This is a genomic window from Paracidovorax avenae ATCC 19860 (assembly GCF_000176855.2).
Classification (GTDB): Bacteria; Pseudomonadota; Gammaproteobacteria; order Burkholderiales; family Burkholderiaceae_C; genus Paracidovorax; species Paracidovorax avenae.
In genome coordinates this window covers 1,507,234-1,526,845 of record NC_015138.1, presented here as the reverse complement: position 1 = coordinate 1,526,845, position 19,612 = coordinate 1,507,234, and the positions used below count along the sequence as shown (strand labels likewise).

Genomic DNA, 19,612 nt, shown 5'->3' with positions numbered 1-19,612 from the left:
ATGAACGCGCCCACCCTCCCGTTCCCGGACGTCGCGGAGCTGCTGCCCCACCGCGGCACCATGCTGCTGCTCGATCGCGTGACCGGCTTCACCGACGATGCCGCCACGGTGCAGGCCACGCCCCACGCGGGCGCCTGGTACGCGGATGCGCAGGGCTGCATGCCCGCATGGATCGGGCTGGAGCTGATGGCGCAGGCCGTGGGCGTGCACGTCGGGCTGACCCACCACTACCAGGGGCTGCCGCAGAAGGCCGGCGTGCTGCTCGGCACCCGCAGCTACCGCAGCGCGGTGGCGTGCTTTCCCGCGGGCGTGCCGCTGGCGGTGCATGCGGCGATGGCGTTCCGGGATCCATCGGGCCTGGGCTCCTACGAATGCACGATCTCCCAACCCGGCAACCCCACCCTCCTGGCCGAAGCCACGCTCAAGGTCTTCGAGCCGGAGGACTTCCACGCCTTCGTCCAGGACAATCCCGCATGAACCACCACAGGACACCCACCACGAAGACCCAGCACGGCGCCCCGGGAGGCCGGCCATGAGCGCGCGCCGCGTCCTCGTGACCGGCGGCAGCCGCGGCATCGGCAAGGCGATCGCCCTGCAGCTCGCGCGCGATGGCTTCGCCGTCACCGTGCACTGCCGCAGCGGCCTGGACCAGGCGCAGCGCACCATCGACGAGATCGCCGCGCAGGGCGGCACGGCCCGGGTGCTGGCCTTCGACGTCCGCGACCGCGCAACCGCCCGCGCCGCCCTGGAGCAGGATCTGCAAGCGCACGGGGCCTACTACGGCATCGTCTGCAATGCGGGCATCTCGCGCGACAATGCGTTTCCCGCGATGTCGGAAGACGACTGGGACAGCGTGCTGGACACCAGCCTGGACGGCTTCTTCAACGTCGTGCACCCCCTGTGCATGCCGATGGTGCGCACCCGCCAGGGTGGCCGCATCGTCACCATCGCCTCGGTGTCGGGCCTGATGGGCAACCGCGGCCAGGTGAACTACAGCGCCGCCAAGGCCGGCCTCATCGGCGCCACGAAAGCCCTGGCCGTGGAACTGGCCAGCCGCCGCATCACCGTCAACTGCGTGGCCCCCGGCCTCATCGAGACCGACATGACCGGCGACCTGCCGCTCGAAGAAGCGCTGCGCGTCGTGCCCATGAACCGCGTCGGCCGGCCCGAGGAAGTGGCGGCGGCGGTCGCTTTCCTGATGTCCGACGCGGCCGGCTACATCACCCGCCAGGTGATCGGCGTCAACGGAGGCATCGTCTAGTGAAGCGGGTCGTCGTCACCGGCATGGCCGGCATCACCGCGCTGGGCGAGCGCTGGACGGACATCGAGGCGGCGCTGCGCGCCCGCCGCAGCGGCGTGTGCCGCCTGCCGGAGCTCGACACCTTCACCGAACTGCACACCCGCCTCGCCGCACCCGTTACGCACTTCCAGGTGCCCACCCATTACCAGCGCAAGCTGCTGCGCTCGATGGGCCGCGTATCGCAGATGGCCGTGCGCGCCAGCGAGATGGCGCTGGAAGACGCCGGCCTGCTCGCCGATCCCGCCGTGACCGACGGCCGCATGGGCATCGCCTACGGATCGTCGTCGGGCAGCACCGAGCCGATCCGGGTGTTCGGGCGCATGCTGGAAACCGGCTCGATGCTGGGCGTCACCTCGACCAGCTACATCCAGATGATGTCGCACACCACGGCGGTGAACATCGGGCTGTTCTTCGGCCTCAAGGGGCGCGTGATCCCCACGTCCAGCGCCTGCACGTCCGGCAGCCAGGGCATCGGCTACGCCTACGAGGCCATCCGCTACGGCCGCCAGGCACTCATGCTCTGCGGTGGCGCCGAAGAACTCTCCGCGCCGGGCATCGCGGTGTTCGACACGCTGTTCGCCACCAGCACGCGCAACGCCGCCCCGTCCGAGACGCCGCGGCCGTTCGACCGCGACCGCGACGGCCTCGTGGTGGGCGAAGGCGCCGCCACCCTGGTGCTGGAGGAGTACGAACATGCCAGGGCGCGCGGCGCGGCCATCCACGCGGAAGTCATCGGCTTCGGCTGCAATTCGGACGGTATCCACGTCACCCAGCCCGAAGCCGGAACCATGGCCGTCGCCATGCGCCAGGCCTTGCAGGACGCCGGCCTCTCGGCATCGGACATCGACTACGTGAGCGCGCACGGCACCGCCACCGAGCGCGGCGACATCGCCGAAAGCCAGGCTACGGCCGACGTGATCGGCCCGCGCGTGCCGATCAGCTCGATGAAGGGCTACCTGGGCCACACCCTCGGCGCCTGCGGCGCCATCGAGGTCTGGTGGGCCATCGAGATGATGCGCCGGGGCTGGTTCGCCCCCACCCTGAACCTGCAGCATCCCGATCCGGCCTGCGCGGCGCTCGGGCACATCGCACCCGAGGGTGCGGCGATCGATGCGCGGCACGTGATGAGCAACAACTTCGCCTTCGGGGGGATCAACACGTCGATCGTCCTGAAGCGCCCGACCTGATCCTCCGTTCTTCCCACGCTTTTTCCACTCCTGCACTTCCTATGAAACACTTCGCGATCGCAGCTTCCATCGCCGTGGCGGCGCTGGCCTCTTTTCCTGCAGAGGCCCGCACGCCCGTGCCGGTCATCAACCTGGCCCACATCGCCATTCCGGCGTCGCCGTCGCAGGGGCGTACCGACGCGCAGGTCCGGCAGGCCATCACCATGGCCGCCCAGGCCAAGGGCTGGACCGTCGCCGCACCGGAGGCCGGCAAGCTCGTCGCGACACTGAACGTGCGCGGCAAGCACACCGTGGTGGTGGACATCCCCTACGACAGCAGGTCCTACTCGCTGCTCTACCGGGACAGCGCCAACATGAAATACAGCCAGGTGAACGGCGAGGCCGTGATCCATCCCAACTACAACCGCTGGGCCCAGGACCTGCGCGTCGCCATCGACCAGGAACTGCTCAGAACCGCCCCGCTCTGACGTGCAGCCCCCGCACACCGCAGCGCTCCCGCGCGCCCTGCGCCGCGTCGCCGTGACCGGCATGGGCATCGTCTCCTGCCTGGGCAACGACCTGCCGACCGTCGCCCGGGCGCTGCATGGCGGGCACTCCGGCGTGCGGCACGTGCCGGAATACGCCGAGCTGGGCTTCAGGAGCCAGGTGGCGGGCATCCCCGATCTCTCTGCCGCGCCGCCGATCGACCGCAAGCTGGGCCGCTTCATGGGCGACGCCGCCCGGTATGCCTATCACGCTGCACGCCAGGCGATCCAGGACGCCGCGCTCGGCGCGCAGGACGTGGCGCACCCCCGCACGGGCCTGATCGTGGGCTCCGGCGTGGGCTCGCTGGCGGAGCATGCCGCAGCCATGGATGTGATGCGCACCAAAGGTGCCTCCAGGATTCCACCCTACGCCACGCCGCGCGTCATGGGCAGCACCGCCTCGGCCAACCTCTCCACCGCGTTCGGCATCCAGGGCACCAGCTACACGCTGACCTCGGCCTGCGCCAGTTCGGCCCACTGCATCGGCCATGCGGCCGAACTGATCCAGTGGGGCAAGCAGGACCGCGTGATCGCAGGCGGTGCGGAGGAAGTCCGCTGGACCAGCACGGCCCTCTTCGATGCCATGGGCGCGCTCGCAGCGGCGCGCAACGATGCGACGGCATCGCGGCCCTACGACCAGGACCGGGACGGCTTCGTCATCGCCGGAGGCGCCGGCATCCTCGTGCTGGAAGAGCTGGAGCATGCCCGCCGCCGGGGCGCGCGCATCCATGCCGAACTGGTGGGCTACGGCGCCTGCTCGGACGGCCTGGACATGGTCACGCCCGACAAGGCGGGTTGCGCCCGCGCCCTGCGGCTCGCATGGGACGAGGCGGGCCGCATCCCCATCGATTACGTGAACACTCACGGCACATCGACACGCCTGGGAGACATCGCCGAACTCCTCGCCCTGCGCGACGTGTTCGGCGCGGATGTGCCGCCGCTCTCCTCCACCAAGGGACTGACGGGCCACTCCATCGCCGCCGCCGCGGCGCAGGAGGCCATCTACTGCCTGCTGATGATGCAGGGCGGCTTCCTGGCCGGCAACGCCCACATCGACAACCCCGATCCCGACACGGAAGGCTTCCCGCTGCTCATGCAGCGCGCGGACCGCACGGTGGACACCATCATGTCCAACAGCTTCGGCTTCGGCGGAACCAACGCGAGCCTCATCCTGCGACGCTACCGCGGCGATTGAGCGATTGAGCGATTGAGCGACCAGGCTGCGCGGCGGCCTTCACCCGCAGCCGCGGTGGCAGTCCCTGCGCGGCTCCCAACCGCCGGTCAAGGCGTGCCCGCCGCAGTGATCAGCCAGCGCGGGGCTTGGTGGCGACGAGGTTGACCAGCGTTTCCTCGCGCTCGCGCGGCACGGGCCGACCGATCCATTCCAGGAAGCCCAGGTCGGGTCGGCTCCACCAAAGGTAGGGCATCGAAATGCGTGCATCCGGCACGTCGAATCCCGCGGCACGCACCATGGCAATGTATTCGCCGGCCGTCCGCTGCACGTCCATCGGATGGCGGAACAGCAGGCGTATCGGCAGCGAATGGATGTAGCGCCGCGTCGATTCCGCGAACAGCAGCATGCCGCCGGGCCTGAGCACGCGGAAGAACTCCGCCATCGCGGCCTCCTGCTCCACGATATGGTGGAAGGTCTGGTGGCACAGCAGCAGGTCGAATTCGCCATCGGGCACCGCCGCCATGCGCGCCGCGTTGCCGGCCAGCAAGCGCACCTCGCACGCGCATTGCGACGCCGCTGCCTGCGCACGTTCGTCGAGGCCCGGGTCCGCATCCATGCCAACGATCACATCCGGCGCGAAGCGCGCGGCGATCTCGTCGAAGGAATGGCCGAAGCCGCAGCCCACGTCCATCACCTTGCGCACCCGCGGGGCCGGCGCGGGCATCAGCCGCTGCAGGTCGTCCAGTGCACGGCGCAGTACATGCACCCGCCACGTGGCCGACTTCAGGAACCAGTTGCCGAACCGCGTTTCTTCGACGAAAGCCGGACTTGCTGCCATGGGATCGAGATTCCTTCAAACGGAGTGCGACGGATTTTAGGATGCGGGCCACGGAAGTTCCGCCACCGGCCGCGAAATCACTATGCTTGGCGGAATGAACACCCCCGCGACACCGCCTGCCCAGCCCCGCAACCCGCTGCACGGCCTCACGCTGGAGGCCATCGTGGTGGCCCTGCAGCAGGAATACGGCTGGAAGGGCCTGGCGGAGCGCGTTCCCGTGCGCTGCTTCCAGAGCGAGCCGAGCGTGTCATCCAGCTTGAAATTCCTGCGCAAGACGCCCTGGGCGCGCGAGAAGGTGGAAAGCCTCTACCTCTTCATGCTGCGGGACCGCAAGCGCGGCCATCCCACCGCGAAAGACCGCTGAACCCTGGCCGCCTGCCGGCAAGCGCACATGCCGCGCACCGGGGCGGCATGCCGCAGGCTTCAGGGCAATGTGAGATACCGGACCACCGCCAGCAGCGTGATGGCGAGGATGACCAGGAATTCCAGGCGGCTGGGCTTCTCCCGCAGCAGCAGGGAGGAGAGCGCCATGGCCATCAACCCCGTCGTGTTCAGGATGGGCCACGCCACGGCGGATGCGGCACTGGTGATGGCATAGATGAAAGTCACCTGGGTAGCCACCGTGAGCAGGGCCCGCACGCCGAACAGCACATCCATCGACTGCCGGAGCACCGCCGGGGCCTGCGCTCCCTGCAGGAAGAGCAGGGGCAGCGAAGACCACAGCGCACGCCATGCCATCACGGCCACCGCGAACGCCAGCAGGTTGCCGGAGGATCGGGCCGGAGGCCCCTCCCCTGCCGGGAAAAGCCACGGGGACACGGTTGCCTGCAGCGTCAGCGCCGCGCAGACGATCGCCGCGCTCGCGATGAATCCGCGCCGCCTCTCCACGGCGCCATGCCGCCAGAGCAGGGGCATGCAGGCGGCGGTGGTCGCCACGGCGAAGGCATAGGTCTCGGCGCTCCACTCCCCGGTGAGCCACAGGATGCCCAGGGGAATGAACAGGTCGGACAGTTTGCCGGACACGGTCACCTGGTTCACGGTCAGTGCACGGAACGCATGGGAATAGGCATACGCGACGAGCTGGGCCAGCCCGCTGAAGACGACCGCCTTCCAGTCCAGCAGCCAGCCGAGCGGCGTCCCCCACGAACGGAAGTACACCGCCGCGGCGCACAGCAGCAGGAGCGCGGGCAGTGCGTTGTTGAGGAAATTGACCCAGACGATCGACAAGCCCTTGCGTCCTATCTGCTGCCGGTCTATCAGGTTCAGGCTGGCCCTGCACAGGGCGGAGGCCCATGCCACCGCCATGACCTCCTGCGCGGACAAGGTGTTCAATGGACCGCGCCCTGGCGCGAGAAGCGCGTGATCCACAGCTCGGAAATGAATCTCTTCGCATCGTCGCCCAGCTCCACCACCCGGTCCCGCGGGGCGTCGCCGATCCTGGAGAGCGCGAAAAGCAGTTCGGCCTGCACGAGGTCGATGAAGGGCCCGACCACGCCTCCGTGCATGAAGTTGGCCGACTTGCCCTCGTTGCAGAGGAAGAACCGGTTGCCCTGCGCATTCACCTGCAGCACGTGCCGGTGCCCGCCGGGGCTCGCGCTGGCGATCATGTCCTGGTGGTTCTCGATCTCGTCGTCGGCCGACGTGGCCGTGAAGATGTAGGCATTGCGCCGGATGGCGCCCAGGTCGGACGTCCCGATGGACCGGTTGCCGGTCGCGCAGAAAACGAGTTCCGACGACCTCAAGAGTTCGTGCTTCGGCCCGGTGTGGTACCCGTGCGCCAACGCCAGCACCTGGCGGATCGGGTTCGTGTCGTACACATCGACGCGGACGCCCTTGGCATGCAGGTGCCGGGCAATGCTCGATCCGATCTTCCCGTAGCCCAGTACCAGCGCCCTGCGGCCGGTCAGGATGTTCCCCAGCTCCCGCAGCAGGGCCTCGGCGGAGAACGTGATGGCCTGGCCCACCAGGAAATCCTCCGGCTCCTTGAGCTTGCTCCTGGCCACGGACATGACGGGACAGGGGAACATGGCGCCCCCGCCCGCCCGGATGCTGCGCAGTGCAGCGTCGTACTTCTGGTGCCCGTTCTCGGTGTCCTCGACGATGCCGACCAGCTGCGACGGAAACGCCTTTTTCAGGGCGGCCAGGATGTTCGAGAAATAGCCCCCGGTATCGATGGCCGCGAAGGGCTCTTCCCCGATCAGGCTGCGCAGGTGCGCAATGAAGCCGAGAGCGTTCTGCTGGATCCTGTCCCGCGTGTAGTGGATCACCGGCACGTGCTCCTCGATCACGCGGCAGGTGGGCCCATGCAGCGAACTGGGCTTGGGAATGACCGCCGCCAGGGGCAGGCGCTCGTGGATGCCGAGGACGAAGTTCTCGCTCCCGGGAACGATGTGGGTCACGAGGACCAGCCTGCCCGCCCGGCGGGGGATGCTGCTGTCCAGGACCGCCTGGAAGAATGCCTTGGAATCCATGGCGGCTCAGGCGGACAGGCCATGGCGGGACATCTTCTGCCCGATACGGGACAGGCTTCCGACGGACACCGCGGAAATGTCCGTCCACTGACACTGGTGATTTTCCGCGCTGCGGAGAATCGGTTGCGATTCATCCCTCACCAGCAGGTACCGGAAATCGAAATGCATGTGCGACGGTTCTCCCTTGGCAGGATTTTCGGGAATGGCATGGATATCGATATCCAGCGGAATTCCCGCCTTGAAATGCCATGGGTGGGCCAGGGTGGCGATGCCCGTTTCTTCCCGGACTTCCCGGATGGCGGCGTCGAGGGGTGCCTCGGAGGATTCGACATGGCCGCCGGGCTGCAGCCACCGCTTCAGGTAAGGGTGGAACACGAGCAGCACGGCGCCGCGCGAGAGGACGATGCCACTGGCGGTCACGTGGCCGGGCGATGCGCTGCGCCGGGTGATGTCCCCGCCCCTGCCCAATTGCTCCGTCAGCGGGATGAGCGCGCCGGATTCCGACGGATATTCACAAAGATATTCATCGACGATATATCCCAGATCCGAAGACACGCCATGGCGACCATCGTTTTTCAGCCTCTCGTTCATTGGCAGACCATTTCCATTTCAAGAATAACGATTTGAGCAGCCCCGCAATCTATCAGGCTGCAGCGCCAACGCAGCCGGCCGCCATTCATATTGCCGGTAAACAAAATTTATGAAAATTCCCCTTCGCGGCGGCAGTGCCTGCAGTGGGGGCCGAAGGCATGCAGCGCCATCACCTCCGGCTCCGCCATCCGGGCCCTTCACGCCGCGGCAACGGCGTTCCGTCGCGTTCCCCTGGCCCGGGCGAAGGCGGTCGCGCACAGTGAAGGCATGGAGAGCACGTCGCATTCTCCGCAGGAGCCCGAACCATGGCCTACACCCTTCATCTTCCCGCGCGCACGCTGCTGCGCACCACCGCCTTCTGCGCCGGCGCACTGCTGGCCGCCACGTTCGCCATCGCGCAGCCCGCCGCCACCACGCCCGAGGGCGCAGGTGCCACCAGCCAGGCCGGCACGGGTGCACCGGCCGGGCAGCAGGGCCGCACGCGTGCCGAAGTGGTCGCGGAACTGGCCTGCGCCCGGGCCTCCGGCGAGCTGGATTCCATGGCGCTGCAGGGCTATGGCGTCGAGGGCCGCCCCATCGACCGCAGCGTTCCCGAATGCGTGCAGCAGCGCGTGCTCGCCTCGGGAGACGCGGCGCAGCCCCGTTGACCCGGCCCCGCCTGCCGCCCCGCATCGCACGATGCGTCGCGCGCAGGCCAGGCCGGCGGGCCGCTTCAGGCCGGCACCGGCACCAGGAAATCCCGGCTGATGCCCGCGCCCAGGTCGTTCACGCGGTCCAGGAACTGCGTGAGGTAGGCATGCAGTCCGGTGGCCAGGATCTCGTCGATGCGGCCGTAGCGCAGGTCCGCCAGCAGGCGCCCGGCCTTGCGCTGCGTTTCCGCCGACTGGTCGTTGGCGACCACGGCGAGGTTGTCCGCCACCTCGCGCAGGCTGGCGTGCAGCGAGCGCGGCATGTCGGCCCGTAGCATGAGCAGGTCGGCCACGCGCTCGGGCGTGATCACGTCGCGGTACACCTTGCGGTACACCTCGAACGCCGACACGCTGCGCAGGATCGCGCTCCAGTGGTAGAAGTCGAACTCCTGCGGCGACGCCCGGCCGCGCTCGCGCATCGCCGAGCCGTGGAAGTCGCTCTGCACGGCATGGAACTTCACGTCCAGCAGCCGCGCCGTGTTGTCGGACCGCTCCAGGAAGGTGCCCAGGCGCAGGAAATGGAAGGCCTCGTCCTGCAGCATGGTGCCCAGCGTCACGCCCCGCGAAAGGTGCGAGCGGTACTTCACCCACTCGAAGAACGCCCCCGGGTCGCGCTCGAAATCCCGGCCTTGCAGCTGCCGGTGCAGCTCCAGCCAGGTCTGGTTCTGCGTCTCCCAGATCTCGGTGGTCAGCGCGCCGCGCACCGCGCGCGCGTTCTCGCGGGCCGCGCGCAGGCACGAGAGGATGGACGACGGGTTGTTCCCGTTGCGCACCATGAACTCCAGCACTCCTTCGCGCGTGACCTCGCCATGGCGGGCGGTGTAGGCCGGGATCAGCTCGCTGATCGACAGCAGCCCCAGCCAGCTCTCCTGCGCCACGTCGGCCGATTGCGGCAGCAGCGAGGTCTCGTAGCTCACGTTGAGCATCCGCGCGGTGTTTTCTGCCCGCTCGGTGTAGCGGGACATCCAGAACAGATGATCGGCAGTACGGCTCAGCATCTCACTTCCCTCCCATCGACTGCGACATGGCCATGGCGCCCGGGGCACCCAGGGTCTGGGTCATGGCGCCCATGGACTGCGACTGTCCCGTGGCGGGTGCGCCGTTGCCTTCGCCGTCGCCCAGCACCCAGGTGTCCTTGGTGCCGCCGCCCTGCGACGAATTGACGACCAGCGAGCCCTCCTTCAGCGCCACGCGCGTGAGGCCGCCAGCCACCATCTGCACCTTCTGGCCCGAGAGCACGAAGGGCCGCAGGTCGATGTGGCGCGGGGCGATGCCCGATTCCACGTAGGTGGGGCAACTGGAGAGCGACAGCGTGGGCTGGGCGATGTAGCCCGCCGGGTTGGCCAGCAGCGCGCCGCGGAACTCCTCGATCTCCGCCCTGGTCGCGGCGGGGCCGATCAGCATGCCGTAGCCGCCCGCACCGTGCACTTCCTTCACCACCAGCTCGTGCAGGTGGTCCAGCACGTACTGCAGGTCGTCCTGCTTGCGGCACATCCAGGTGGGCACGTTCGCCAGGATGGGCTCTTCGCCCAGGTAGAAGCGGATCATCTCCGGCACGTACGGATAGACGGACTTGTCGTCCGCGATGCCCGTGCCCACGGCGTTGCAGATCGCCACGTTGCCCGCGCGGTACGCGGCCATGAGGCCGGCGCAACCCAGGGTGGAGGTCGGCCGGAACACCTGTGGGTCGAGGAAGTCGTCGTCCACGCGGCGGTAGATCACATCCACGCGCTGCAGCCCGCGGGTGGTGCGCATGTAGACGAAGTTGTCCTTGACGACCAGGTCCTGCCCCTCCACCAGCTCCACGCCCATCTGCTGCGCGAGGAAGGCATGCTCGAAGTACGCACTGTTGTACATGCCCGGGGTGAGCACCACCACCGTGGGCTCGGCCGCGCCGGCCGGCGCGCTGGCGCGCAGCGTGTCGAGCAGCAGGTCGGGGTAGTGGGCCACGGGCGCCACGCGGTGGCTGCGGAACAGCTCGGGGAAGAGCCGCATCATCATCTTGCGGTTCTCCAGCATGTACGACACGCCCGAGGGCACGCGCAGGTTGTCCTCCAGCACGTAGTAGATGCCGTTGCCCTGACCGTCCGGCGCGCGCACTATGTCGATGCCGGCGATGTGGGCATACACGTCGCGCGGCACGTCCACGCCGACCATCTCGGGGCGGAACTGCGCATTGCCCACGATCAGGTCGGACGGCACGATGCCGGCGCGCAGGATGTCCTGCCCATGGTAGATGTCGTGGATGAAGCGGTTGAGCGCCGTCACCCGCTGCACGAGTCCCTGCTGCATGCGCGCCCACTCGTGGGCGGGAATGATGCGGGGGATCAGGTCGAAGGGGATGAGCCGCTCGGTGCCGGCCCCGTCCTCGTCCTTGGCGCCATAGACCGCGAAGGTGATGCCCACGCGGCGGAAGATCATCTCGGCCTCGGCGCGGCGCGCCTGCATCGCCTCGGCCGGCTGGCGCGACAGCCACTGGCCGTAGCGCTGGTAGTGGGGGCGCACATCGCTGCCATCGAAGGGCAGCATCTCGTACATCTCGTCGAACTTCTGCATCAGTGGTGCCTCCTGCAGCCAGCATAGCAAGTTGCAAGCCTGCTCGTCCGCTGGAGGCGCCCACAGGAGGCGGGGCGTGGCCGGATTCCGCGGTCAGAACGGATCCGCCGCCTCCGCGGCGGCTGCAGCCGAGGCCGCGGAAGCCGCGGAAGGCGGCGCATGGTGCCAGTAGCGCCGCGCGGCATCGCGTTCGCAGCGCCAGCGCAGCGGCCGCGCGGACTGCCAGGACCACGCGCCGCAGGCGGGCGAATCCACCAGTTGCGCCCCGCGCTCCGCGTAGCGCCCCAGCACATCCGGCGCCGGGTGTCCGTAGCGGTTGCCGTGGCCCGCCTGCACCACGGCGGTGCGCGGCCGCACGGCGTCCAGCAGCACCGGGCTGGAGGACGTGCGGCTGCCGTGGTGGGGCACCAGCAGCACGTCGGCCGGCAGCAGTGCGCCGCGCGCGGCCAGGGCAGCCTCTTGCGCACGGCCGATGTCGCCGGCCAGCAGGGCCGACGCGCCGGGCGCCGAAATGCGCAGCACGCAGCTCACCGCATTGGTCCGGTCCTCCCGGCCGGCCGAGGGGCCCGATACGGCCGTTCCCGCCCCGCCGCCTTCCAGTGCGCCCGGCGATGGATGGAGCACCTCGAAGCGCACCCCGTCCCAGGTCCACTGCCGGCCCGCCTCGCAGCGGGTGATGGCGCGCGCACCCTGCGCCTCCAGCGGATGGCCGGGTTCCAGCGATCCCCACAGGTCCGCGCCCGGGTGCGCGGCCAGCACCGCTGCGGCACCGCCCGTGTGGTCGGTATCGCGGTGGCTGAGCACCACCCGGTCCAGCCGCTCGCCGCCCGCGCGCAGCAGCGGCACCAGCACCCGGTCGCCGGCATCGCTCTGCGGGCCGTAGCGCGGCCCCGCGTCGTAGAGCAGCGCATGGCCGGCCGTGCGCACCAGCACTGCGCTGCCCTGGCCCACATCGGGAGCCAGCAGTTCGAACTGGCCCGCCGCGGGCCGCGCCGGGTGCCACCACAGCACGGGCAGCAACAGCGGCAGGCCCATCAGGCGCAGCGCCCAGGGCAGGCGCATCACCAGCAGCACGCCGCCCGCCATGCCGGCCACGCCTGCCCACAGCGGCGCCGCCGGCAGCGACAGCGTGGCCCAGGGCCAGGCCGCCAGCCACTGCAGCCCTTCCGCGAACGGCCGCAGGCAGGCCGCCGCCGCAGACCACAGCGGCGCCCACAGCACGCCCAGCAGCGCCAGCGGCGTGACGACCAGCGTCATCCACGGGATCGCCGCCAGGTTCGCCACGAAGCCCACCAGCGATATCTGCCCGAACAGCAGCACCGTGAGCGGCGTCAGCGCCAGCGTCACCACCCACTGCTCGCGCAGCAGCGCCAGCAAGCGTGCGCGCAGGCGACCGGCTGCGCGGGAGGCCGGCATCACCTCGGGCGGCGTGGCCGCGTCGGACGCGAACAGCACGCCCACCGCCACGAAGCTGAGCCAGAAGCCCGCCTGCAGCAGTGCCCACGGATCGGCGGCCACCACCGCTGCGCAGGCCAGCAGCCAGACCTGCGGCCAGGGCCAGCGCCGCCCCGAGAGCCGCAGCGCGCCCACCACCGCCAGCATGCACACCGTGCGCTGCGCCGGCACCGCCCAGCCGCTGAACAGCGCATACGCCGCCGCCAGCAGCACTCCGCCCACCAGCCCTGCCCAGGGCGCCGGCACGGCCAGGCACAGCAGCACCGAGCGCCGCCACAGCCGGCCCACCACCGCCGCGGCCACCCAGGCGAACAGGGTGATATGGAGCCCGGAAATGCTCACCAGGTGCGCCACGCCCGTCGCGCGGAACACATCCCAGTCGGCCCGGTCGATCGCACGCTGGTCGCCCGTCACCAGGGCCGCCACCACGCCCGCGGCACGCCGCCGGGCCAGGTCCTGCGGATCGGTGTCCGCTCCGCTCACCTGCGGCGGCGCCAGCCGGGCGAGGATGGCATCGCGCACCCGCTGACGCGCCTGCTCCACCGGGTGCCGCCACCAGGGCGCGGCCTCCAGCAAGACCGGCCGCTCGGCGCGGGCGCCCGCCTGCACGGAGCCCGTGGCCTGCACGCCCTGCTCCCACAGCCAAAGCTCGGCATCGAAGCCACCCGGATTGCGCAGGCCGTGCGGGGCGTTGAGGCGCACCGTCATCTCCCACCGCTCGCCCACGTGGACGGCGGGCACGGGCGCAGGGGCAGGTGCCGGAGAGGACGAAGGCGGGGCCGGTGCCGCGTCCGGCGTGCCCGCGGCCGCAGTTGCGGCCCGGGCCTTCGTCCGGGAGCCGTCCGCATGGCGCGCGAACCAGGGCGCCCCGGAAGGCCACGACACATCGACCAGCGGAGGCAGCCGCACGGGCCGGCCGGGCGCATGGCGTACGCCGGCACCGCCCTCCGCCTCCGCACGGTCCTTCCGTCCGCTGCGCTGCGGGCGAGGTCCCCCGGAGCGCGGCCGGCCGCCACCCTGCCCCGTGAACCAGGCCGACTCCACCTCCAGCCGCAGGCGCACGCCCGCGTCGGTGGGTTGCGGCATCGCCGCCACCACGGCGACGATGCGCAGGTCGCGCCCCTCCAGGGCCGGGTCCAGCGCATCCGACAGACAGGCTCCCGCACGCAGGCCGCAGACCGCGAACGCCGCCAGCGCCGTGGCACAGAAGGCCAGACATCGTGGAGCGGAAACCGGCAATGCGCGGGCCACCGGGCGCCGCCGCCGGCCCAGGCGCCGGGCCAGCACCCACGCGGCCACGCCCGCCAGCAGCAATGCCGCATACACGCGCACCGGCCAGAGCGCAGGCTGCATGAGCTGCAGCAACGCACCGGCAATGCTGCCCAGCAGCAGGGCAGGCCAGAGCCAGCCACCGGCCTCGATGATGGGAGGGCTGGATGGCGGGGCGGAAAGAGAGGGAGGGACGGGCGGCGTGGCGGAGGAAGCGGGCCGGCTCATGGGGCCCTGATGCTAGGGCTGGCGACAGGCCGCAGACCGCGAGAAAAAGGCATGCAAGGCATGCCGATCCGTGAAGCAAGGGTGCCGCGCTGCAGGATCCGCTATTGCTCTGCGATCAGCAGCCACCCCGGCCGCCACCACCGCGCCCTGCGCCGCGCAGGATACGGAGGTCCACGCCATCGCCTACGGGGCGTCCGGGCAACCTCGACGCTCCACGGGCGACCGTCATCGAAGAAGGTGAAACGCACCGTCCGGGGAGCCGCCAGCACCGCATGCTCTATCTCCCCATCGTTGATGACGCTGAGGATTTCATGAAGGAACGCTCTGCCTGGCAAGTTGACGACACCAACAGTTTCGCCGCACGCCACCGTTGTGTCTCAGGAAAACGCCCTCCACAGCCCGGTCCCCAGAAACCACGGGTTGAGCACGCTGGACTCCAGCCGGAGGGTGTCGAAGTCCGTCACCTCGGCGAGCAGCTTGTGCCTGGTGCCCGAGTTGTCGAAGATGTAGGCACGGTGCGCCACCTCGCAGGCCTCGGTCATCAGCGCGATGGACTTGTGGTAACGGTCGATCACCTTGTCGTCGGGCACCGGATGGCCGCCCTGCAGCACGCGCCGCCGCACCCGGTCGATGTTGATGGCGGGGTCATCGGTCGCCACGAAGTACAGATAGACCCGGTAGCCCCGCTCGCGGGTGTCCCGCATGAAGTCGATCTTCGAGCGGTGGGACATGACGGTCTCGAACGTGAAGGTGCGGCCTTCGTCCCGCAGCTCCCGGCGCACGGCTTCGGCCAGCGTGGCGGCCAGGTAGGAGTCCCAGGGCCCGGGCACCCGGAGGGTCAGTTCACTGTCCAGCGTGATGCCGGCCAGCAGGGCCGGCATGTCCAGGCGCCGTCCCAGGCCGAACGTCTGGAAGCTGCCGCGGATCCGCTCCAGCACCGCTGGGGCCTCACCCGTCACGCCGAGCTCCTGCAGCCCCAGGCAGCCGCCGGAAGAACGAAGCGTCTTCTCGATCTCGTCAGCGTTCACGAAGGCGCCGATCCACTGGGGCTTGAGTTCGGACTGCAGAGTGCTCTTGCCGGATCCGTTCGGCCCTGCGAGGACGCGCAGGCGCGGCTGTGCCAGGGCAGGCCTGGCCGGCAACCGGGCGTCAGCTGCCCCGTGAGACACGCTTCAGCACCGTGCCGGGCTTGACGCGCTTGCCTACCGGCAGGTCTTTGATGACGGTGACGCTGCCATCGCTCCGGCGCTCGACGACCTGGCCGGAAGCGGTCTTCACGGTGGCCGCTCCCGTCGCCCTGAGCGCGGCCCGGTAGGCCTCATGGCCCGCCTTGGAGGCCATCTCGGGAATGCGCCGCTCGGCGATCTGCATTCCTCGCTCGGTCGGAATGGTTCGCTGGGTAGGGGAGGACATGGGAGATGTGGAAAACGTGTCGCCGCCAGTCTATCAGGGCACCCCGGAAGCCGCTTTCCCACCCGGCGCAGAATGGCCCGTGGGGAGGCATCCCGCCTCCCGCCACCCCAGGAGAATCTCCGTGAAGATTGAAGGCCAATGCCACTGCGGCGCGGTGGCCTACGAAGCCGAGGTCCAGCCGGGCAGCATGACGGTCTGCCACTGCAACGACTGCCAGACCCACTCAGGCTCCGCGTTCCGCGCCAACATTCCCGCGCCGGCCTCCGGTTTCCGGCTGACGCGGGGCACGCCGCGCACCTACGTGAAGACCGCCGACAGCGGGGCCAGGCGCCTGCTCGCGTTCTGCGAACACTGCGGCACGCCGCTGTACGCCTGCGCGGAAGAAAACCCCACGGCCTATTCGCTGCGGATCGGCGCGATCCGCCAGCGGCACGCTCTGGGCGCCCCGAAAAGGCAGATCTGGACCCGGCGGCGCCTGGCCTGGGTGCCATCTCCCGACGGGGTGGAGAGCTTCGACGGGCAGCCCTGAAGGGAGCCGCCGGAGCGCTGTACCATTCCCTCCGCCGCAGGCCCTGGCTGCGCTCCACCGACCGGCCCGCGCACAGCCGGTGCCCCTTTTTCCTTCTCAACCCGCTTCCCCATCACCATGAGCATCTACGACAAACTCTCTGCCCTGAACATCACGCTCCCGCCCGTCGCCACGCCGGCCGCGGCCTATGTGCCCTACGTGCAGACGGGCAACCTCGTCTTCCTGAGCGGCCACATCGCGCGCAAGGACGGCAAGCCGTGGGTCGGCCAGCTCGGCCGCGATGTCTCGACGGAAGACGGCAAGGCCGCGGCGCGCGCCGTGGCGATCGACCTGCTGGGCACGCTGCATGCGGCCACGGGCGGCGACCTGAACCGCGTGCAGCGCATCGTGAAGGTGATGAGCCTGGTGAACTCCACCGGCGACTTCACCGAGCAGCACCTGGTGACCAACGGCGCCAGCGAACTGCTGGGCGAAGTGTTCGGCGACAAGGGCAAGCACGCGCGCAGTGCCTTCGGCGTGGCGCAGATCCCCATGGGCGCCTGCGTGGAAATCGAACTGATCGCCGAGCTGGCCTGAGCGCCGTGGATGCCGTGAGCGCCACCGCAGCCCCTTCCGCCGGCCCGCCGTCCGGGGAGCCTCCGCTGGTGCTCTCCATCCAGTCGCACGTCGCCTTCGGGCACGTGGGCAACGACGCGGCCATGCTGCCGCTGCAGCTGCTGGGCATCCAGCCGGTGGCTGTGCACACGGTGCAGTTCTCCAACCACACGGGCTACGGCGAGTTCAAGGGGCAGGTCTTCCCGCCCGCGCACATCGCCGACGTGCTCGACGGCCTGCGCGCGCGGGGCGTGCTGGCGCGCTGCACGGCGGTGCTCTCGGGCTACCTGGGCGATGCCGGCGTGGGCGAAGCCATCCTGGCCGCGGTGCAGGAGATCCGGGCCGTGCGCCCGGGCCTGCGCTACCTGTGCGACCCGGTGATGGGCGATGTGGGCCGGGGCGTGTTCGTGCGCCCGGGCATCCCGGAATTCCTGCGCCGCCGCGCGCTGGCGCAGGCCAGCATCATCACGCCCAACCAGTACGAGTTCGAACTGCTGCACGGCGCCCCGCTGGGCTCGGTGGACGAATCGGTGGCCGCCGCGCGTGCGCTGCTGGGCGATGCGGCCGGCACGGGCCCCTCGCTCATCGTGGTGACCAGCCTGCGCACGCCGGACCTGCCGGACGACCGGCTGGCCACGCTGGCCGTGACGGCGGAGGCCGCCTGGCTGGTGCGTACGCCGTTCATCGACCTGCAGCCCCTGCCCAACGGCATGGGCGACGTGTTCTCGGCCGTGCTGCTGGGCCACCTGCTGCGCGGCGCGTCCACGCCGGACGCGGTATCGAGCGCGGTCAGCAGCCTGTACGCGCTGGTGTCGCGCACCGCGCCGGGCCAGCGCGACCTGCCCCTGGTGGCCTGCCGCGAGCAGATCGCGCAGCCGTCGCAGCGTTTCGCCGCCGAGGCGGTGGGCCCTCCGGCGCAGACCTGAGTCCTGATCCCGGTTCCCGCCCGGGATCAGGCCGCCAGCCTGCGCGCCCCACCCCGCACGGGCTGCGGCAGTGCCGCGCCGGCAGCGCCCGGCAGGGCGCGCAGCTTGAACACCGACACCGTGCGCGCCAGCTGCTCCGCCTGCTCGCGCAGGCTCTGGGCCGCGGCCGCGCTTTCTTCCACCAGCGCGGCGTTCTGCTGCGTCATCTGGTCCAGCCGCCCCACGGATTCGTTCACCTGCCCGATGCCGGCGCTCTGCTCGGAGGCCGCGGCGGTGATCTCTCCGATCATGTCGTTCACGAGCTGCACCGAGCGCACGATGTCCTGCATGGTGGCGCCGGCATCCTGCACCAGCCGGCTGCCGGCCTCCACCCGCTCCACCGAGGTACCGATCAACTGCCTGATCTCGCGCGCGGCGGTGGCGCTGCGCTGTGCCAGGCTGCGCACCTCGCCCGCGACCACGGCGAAGCCCCGGCCCTGCTCGCCCGCCCGAGCCGCCTCCACGGCAGCGTTCAGGGCCAGGATGTTGGTCTGGAAGGCGATGCCGTCGATCACGCCGATGATGTCCGCGATGCGGCGGCTGCTCTGGTGGATGTCATCCATCGTGGAAACCACCTGGGTGACCACGTCGCCACCGCGCTGCGCCACACTGCGGGCACTGGCCGCCAGCCCGCTGGCCTGCTGCGCGCTGCCCGCGCTCTGCTGCAGGGTGCTGGTGAACTGTTCCATGGCGGCTGCCGTTTCCTGCAGGCTGCTGGAGGCCTGCTCGGTGCGCACGGACAGGTCGTGGTTGCCCGTGGCGATCTCGGCGCTGGCGATGGCGATGCTGTCGGTGCTCTGGCGCACCTGCCGCACCACGCCCGACAGCGATTCGCCCATGGCGCCGAGCGATCGCAGCAGCTCGCCGAATTCGTCGCCGCGGCCCTGCGGCACGGGCGAGGCCAGGTCCCCCTCGGCAATGCGCGCCGCCACGGCATTGGCCTCAGCCAGCGGCTTCTGGATGCCGCGGATCAGCACCACGCTGCCCGCCACGATCCCCGCGAACAGCAGCGCCATCCCCGCGGCCGCGCCCAGCAGGATGCGCTGCAGCGATGCGGCCGTCCGGTCGCGCAGCGCATCGGCGGCATCGGCCTGCGACTGCGCGAAGTCCCGCAGGAGCTGCAGGTAGGCCGCCACGGCAGGCTGGTAGCGCTGCAGCACCAGCGCGCGGGCCTCGTCACGCTGGCCGGCGGCCGACAGCATGCCGGCCTCGCCACGCAGGTCCAGCGTGGCCTGGCGCGCCGCGGCGATCTTCGCCATCTGCGCCCTGTCCTGTGCGGAAAGGTCCATGCCGGCGAGCATCTTCTGGGTCTCCGAAATGCGTGCGGACGTGGCGGCGACCGGCTCCTTGAACTGCGCCTCCAGCAGGGAATCGGCGGTGAGCGCCACCGCCAGGGTGCGGGCCGCGTTGGTTTCCGTCAGCCCGGCCCAGCGCAGGGCCGCCTGGGTGCGCTGCTCCATCTCGTCGCGCGCGGCCTCGGCCAGGGCCTGCTCGCGCTGGTAGCGCGCACCGGCCACGCCGAGCACCGCGGACAGCATGGCCACCAGCAGGGCGACGGCGATCCAGAGCTTGTGGACGACCCGCAGTGATCGTTGCATGGCGGACTCCTTTGTCATGCCGGGCGGGCCGCGCCCACCCTCGTCGGCTGAAGCCATCGTGCATGAAGCGGCGTCCGGGGCGCTCGGTGTTTACACCAGAGCCGGGTGGAACCACCCGCCAGGCTTAGAGCAGCTAACACGACCCAGCGAAGCGGTTCTGGCCAGGCGCCGTATCGCAGGCAGTACGGGTAGTACGAAAAGATGCGGCAACGACGCCAGAAGGGTCGTGTT

The 19,612-nt window shown here is 70.2% G+C and carries 20 protein-coding genes; 10 read left to right on the top strand and 10 right to left on the bottom strand.

Going from position 1 to position 19,612, the window contains the following annotated elements; translation table 11 throughout:
* From ACAV_RS06760 to ACAV_RS06740, 5 genes are read left to right on the top strand one after another with little or no spacing between them, the layout of a single operon-like run.
* Entirely contained in the window at window positions 1-477 is a 477-nt protein-coding gene (locus ACAV_RS06760; RefSeq protein ID WP_013593829.1) for a hotdog family protein, read from the top strand.
* 55 nt (window positions 478-532) lie between these two features.
* Window positions 533-1,261 carry a 3-ketoacyl-ACP reductase FabG2 gene (locus ACAV_RS06755; RefSeq protein ID WP_013593828.1) on the top strand — a complete coding sequence of 243 codons (729 nt, stop codon included), beginning with the start codon at window positions 533-535 and terminating at the stop codon, window positions 1,259-1,261.
* Entirely contained in the window at window positions 1,261-2,487 is a 1,227-nt protein-coding gene (locus ACAV_RS06750; protein ID WP_013593827.1) for a beta-ketoacyl-ACP synthase, read from the top strand. The genes ACAV_RS06755 and ACAV_RS06750 overlap by 1 nt, the downstream gene beginning before the upstream one ends.
* Before the next feature lie 41 nt (window positions 2,488-2,528).
* Window positions 2,529-2,954: a hypothetical protein gene (locus tag ACAV_RS06745; protein WP_013593826.1), complete on the top strand. Its 426-nt coding sequence runs from the start codon at window positions 2,529-2,531 to the stop codon at window positions 2,952-2,954.
* A 1-nt stretch (window position 2,955) separates the two neighbouring features.
* Window positions 2,956-4,206: a beta-ketoacyl synthase N-terminal-like domain-containing protein gene (locus ACAV_RS06740; RefSeq protein ID WP_013593825.1), complete on the top strand. Its 1,251-nt coding sequence runs from the start codon at window positions 2,956-2,958 to the stop codon at window positions 4,204-4,206.
* A gap of 109 nt (window positions 4,207-4,315) precedes the next feature.
* Here ACAV_RS06740 and ACAV_RS06735 read toward each other — a convergent pair whose 3' ends face one another.
* Entirely contained in the window at window positions 4,316-5,023 is a 708-nt protein-coding gene (locus ACAV_RS06735; RefSeq protein WP_013593824.1) for a class I SAM-dependent methyltransferase, read from the bottom strand.
* A gap of 94 nt (window positions 5,024-5,117) precedes the next feature.
* On the opposite strand from ACAV_RS06735, the gene ACAV_RS06730 reads away from it, so the two are divergent.
* Complete coding sequence (locus ACAV_RS06730; RefSeq protein ID WP_013593823.1) at window positions 5,118-5,387, top strand: VF530 family protein; 270 nt, start codon at window positions 5,118-5,120, stop codon at window positions 5,385-5,387.
* Window positions 5,388-5,446: 59 nt separating this feature from the next.
* On the opposite strand, the gene ACAV_RS06725 is transcribed toward ACAV_RS06730, so the two are convergent.
* From ACAV_RS06725 to ACAV_RS06715, 3 genes are read right to left on the bottom strand one after another with little or no spacing between them, the layout of a single operon-like run.
* The gene (locus ACAV_RS06725; RefSeq protein ID WP_244875526.1) at window positions 5,447-6,355 is read right to left on the bottom strand and encodes a hypothetical protein; all 909 of its coding nucleotides are present in this window, start codon (window positions 6,353-6,355) and stop codon (window positions 5,447-5,449) included.
* On the bottom strand, window positions 6,352-7,494 hold the full coding sequence (locus ACAV_RS06720; RefSeq protein ID WP_013593821.1) for an adenosylhomocysteinase: 1,143 nt from the start codon (window positions 7,492-7,494) through the stop codon (window positions 6,352-6,354). The genes ACAV_RS06725 and ACAV_RS06720 overlap by 4 nt, the downstream gene beginning before the upstream one ends.
* Window positions 7,495-7,500: 6 nt before the next feature.
* Window positions 7,501-8,085 (bottom strand): NUDIX hydrolase, encoded by a 585-nt coding sequence (locus ACAV_RS06715; RefSeq protein ID WP_013593820.1) that lies wholly within the window; start codon window positions 8,083-8,085, stop codon window positions 7,501-7,503.
* 305 nt (window positions 8,086-8,390) lie between these two features.
* Between ACAV_RS06715 and ACAV_RS06710 the strand changes: the two genes are divergently transcribed.
* Entirely contained in the window at window positions 8,391-8,732 is a 342-nt protein-coding gene (locus ACAV_RS06710) for a DUF4148 domain-containing protein (RefSeq protein ID WP_013593819.1), read from the top strand.
* Between the two features lie 65 nt (window positions 8,733-8,797).
* On the opposite strand, the gene ACAV_RS06705 is transcribed toward ACAV_RS06710, so the two are convergent.
* The 5 genes from ACAV_RS06705 to ACAV_RS06685 all read right to left on the bottom strand — a co-directional run bounded on the left by ACAV_RS06705 (window position 8,798) and on the right by ACAV_RS06685 (window position 15,695).
* Complete coding sequence (locus ACAV_RS06705) at window positions 8,798-9,772, bottom strand: alpha-E domain-containing protein (RefSeq protein ID WP_013593818.1); 975 nt, start codon at window positions 9,770-9,772, stop codon at window positions 8,798-8,800.
* 1 nt (window position 9,773) lies between these two features.
* Window positions 9,774-11,330, bottom strand: coding sequence for a circularly permuted type 2 ATP-grasp protein (locus tag ACAV_RS06700; RefSeq protein WP_013593817.1), 1,557 nt, complete (start codon window positions 11,328-11,330; stop codon window positions 9,774-9,776).
* Window positions 11,331-11,423: 93 nt separating this feature from the next.
* Window positions 11,424-14,282 carry a DNA internalization-related competence protein ComEC/Rec2 gene (locus ACAV_RS06695; RefSeq protein WP_013593816.1) on the bottom strand — a complete coding sequence of 953 codons (2,859 nt, stop codon included), beginning with the start codon at window positions 14,280-14,282 and terminating at the stop codon, window positions 11,424-11,426.
* Window positions 14,283-14,659: 377 nt separating this feature from the next.
* On the bottom strand, window positions 14,660-15,451 hold the full coding sequence (locus tag ACAV_RS06690) for an ATPase (RefSeq protein ID WP_049791056.1): 792 nt from the start codon (window positions 15,449-15,451) through the stop codon (window positions 14,660-14,662).
* Window positions 15,432-15,695, bottom strand: a complete 264-nt coding sequence (locus ACAV_RS06685; RefSeq protein ID WP_225976077.1) for a hypothetical protein — start codon at window positions 15,693-15,695, stop codon at window positions 15,432-15,434. The genes ACAV_RS06690 and ACAV_RS06685 overlap by 20 nt, the downstream gene beginning before the upstream one ends.
* Before the next feature lie 121 nt (window positions 15,696-15,816).
* On the opposite strand from ACAV_RS06685, the gene ACAV_RS06680 reads away from it, so the two are divergent.
* The 3 genes from ACAV_RS06680 (at window position 15,817) to pdxY (ending at window position 17,744) form a co-directional block, all read left to right on the top strand.
* Window positions 15,817-16,224, top strand: a complete 408-nt coding sequence (locus ACAV_RS06680) for a GFA family protein (RefSeq protein ID WP_013593813.1) — start codon at window positions 15,817-15,819, stop codon at window positions 16,222-16,224.
* 117 nt (window positions 16,225-16,341) lie between these two features.
* Entirely contained in the window at window positions 16,342-16,800 is a 459-nt protein-coding gene (locus ACAV_RS06675) for a RidA family protein (RefSeq protein WP_013593812.1), read from the top strand.
* Window positions 16,801-16,805: 5 nt separating this feature from the next.
* A complete protein-coding gene (gene pdxY, locus ACAV_RS06670; RefSeq protein ID WP_013593811.1) occupies window positions 16,806-17,744 on the top strand; it encodes a pyridoxal kinase PdxY in 939 nt (312 codons plus the stop codon).
* Window positions 17,745-17,770: 26 nt separating this feature from the next.
* Here pdxY and ACAV_RS06665 read toward each other — a convergent pair whose 3' ends face one another.
* Complete coding sequence (locus ACAV_RS06665) at window positions 17,771-19,381, bottom strand: methyl-accepting chemotaxis protein (protein WP_013593810.1); 1,611 nt, start codon at window positions 19,379-19,381, stop codon at window positions 17,771-17,773.
* Window positions 19,382-19,612: the final 231 nt, after the last annotated feature.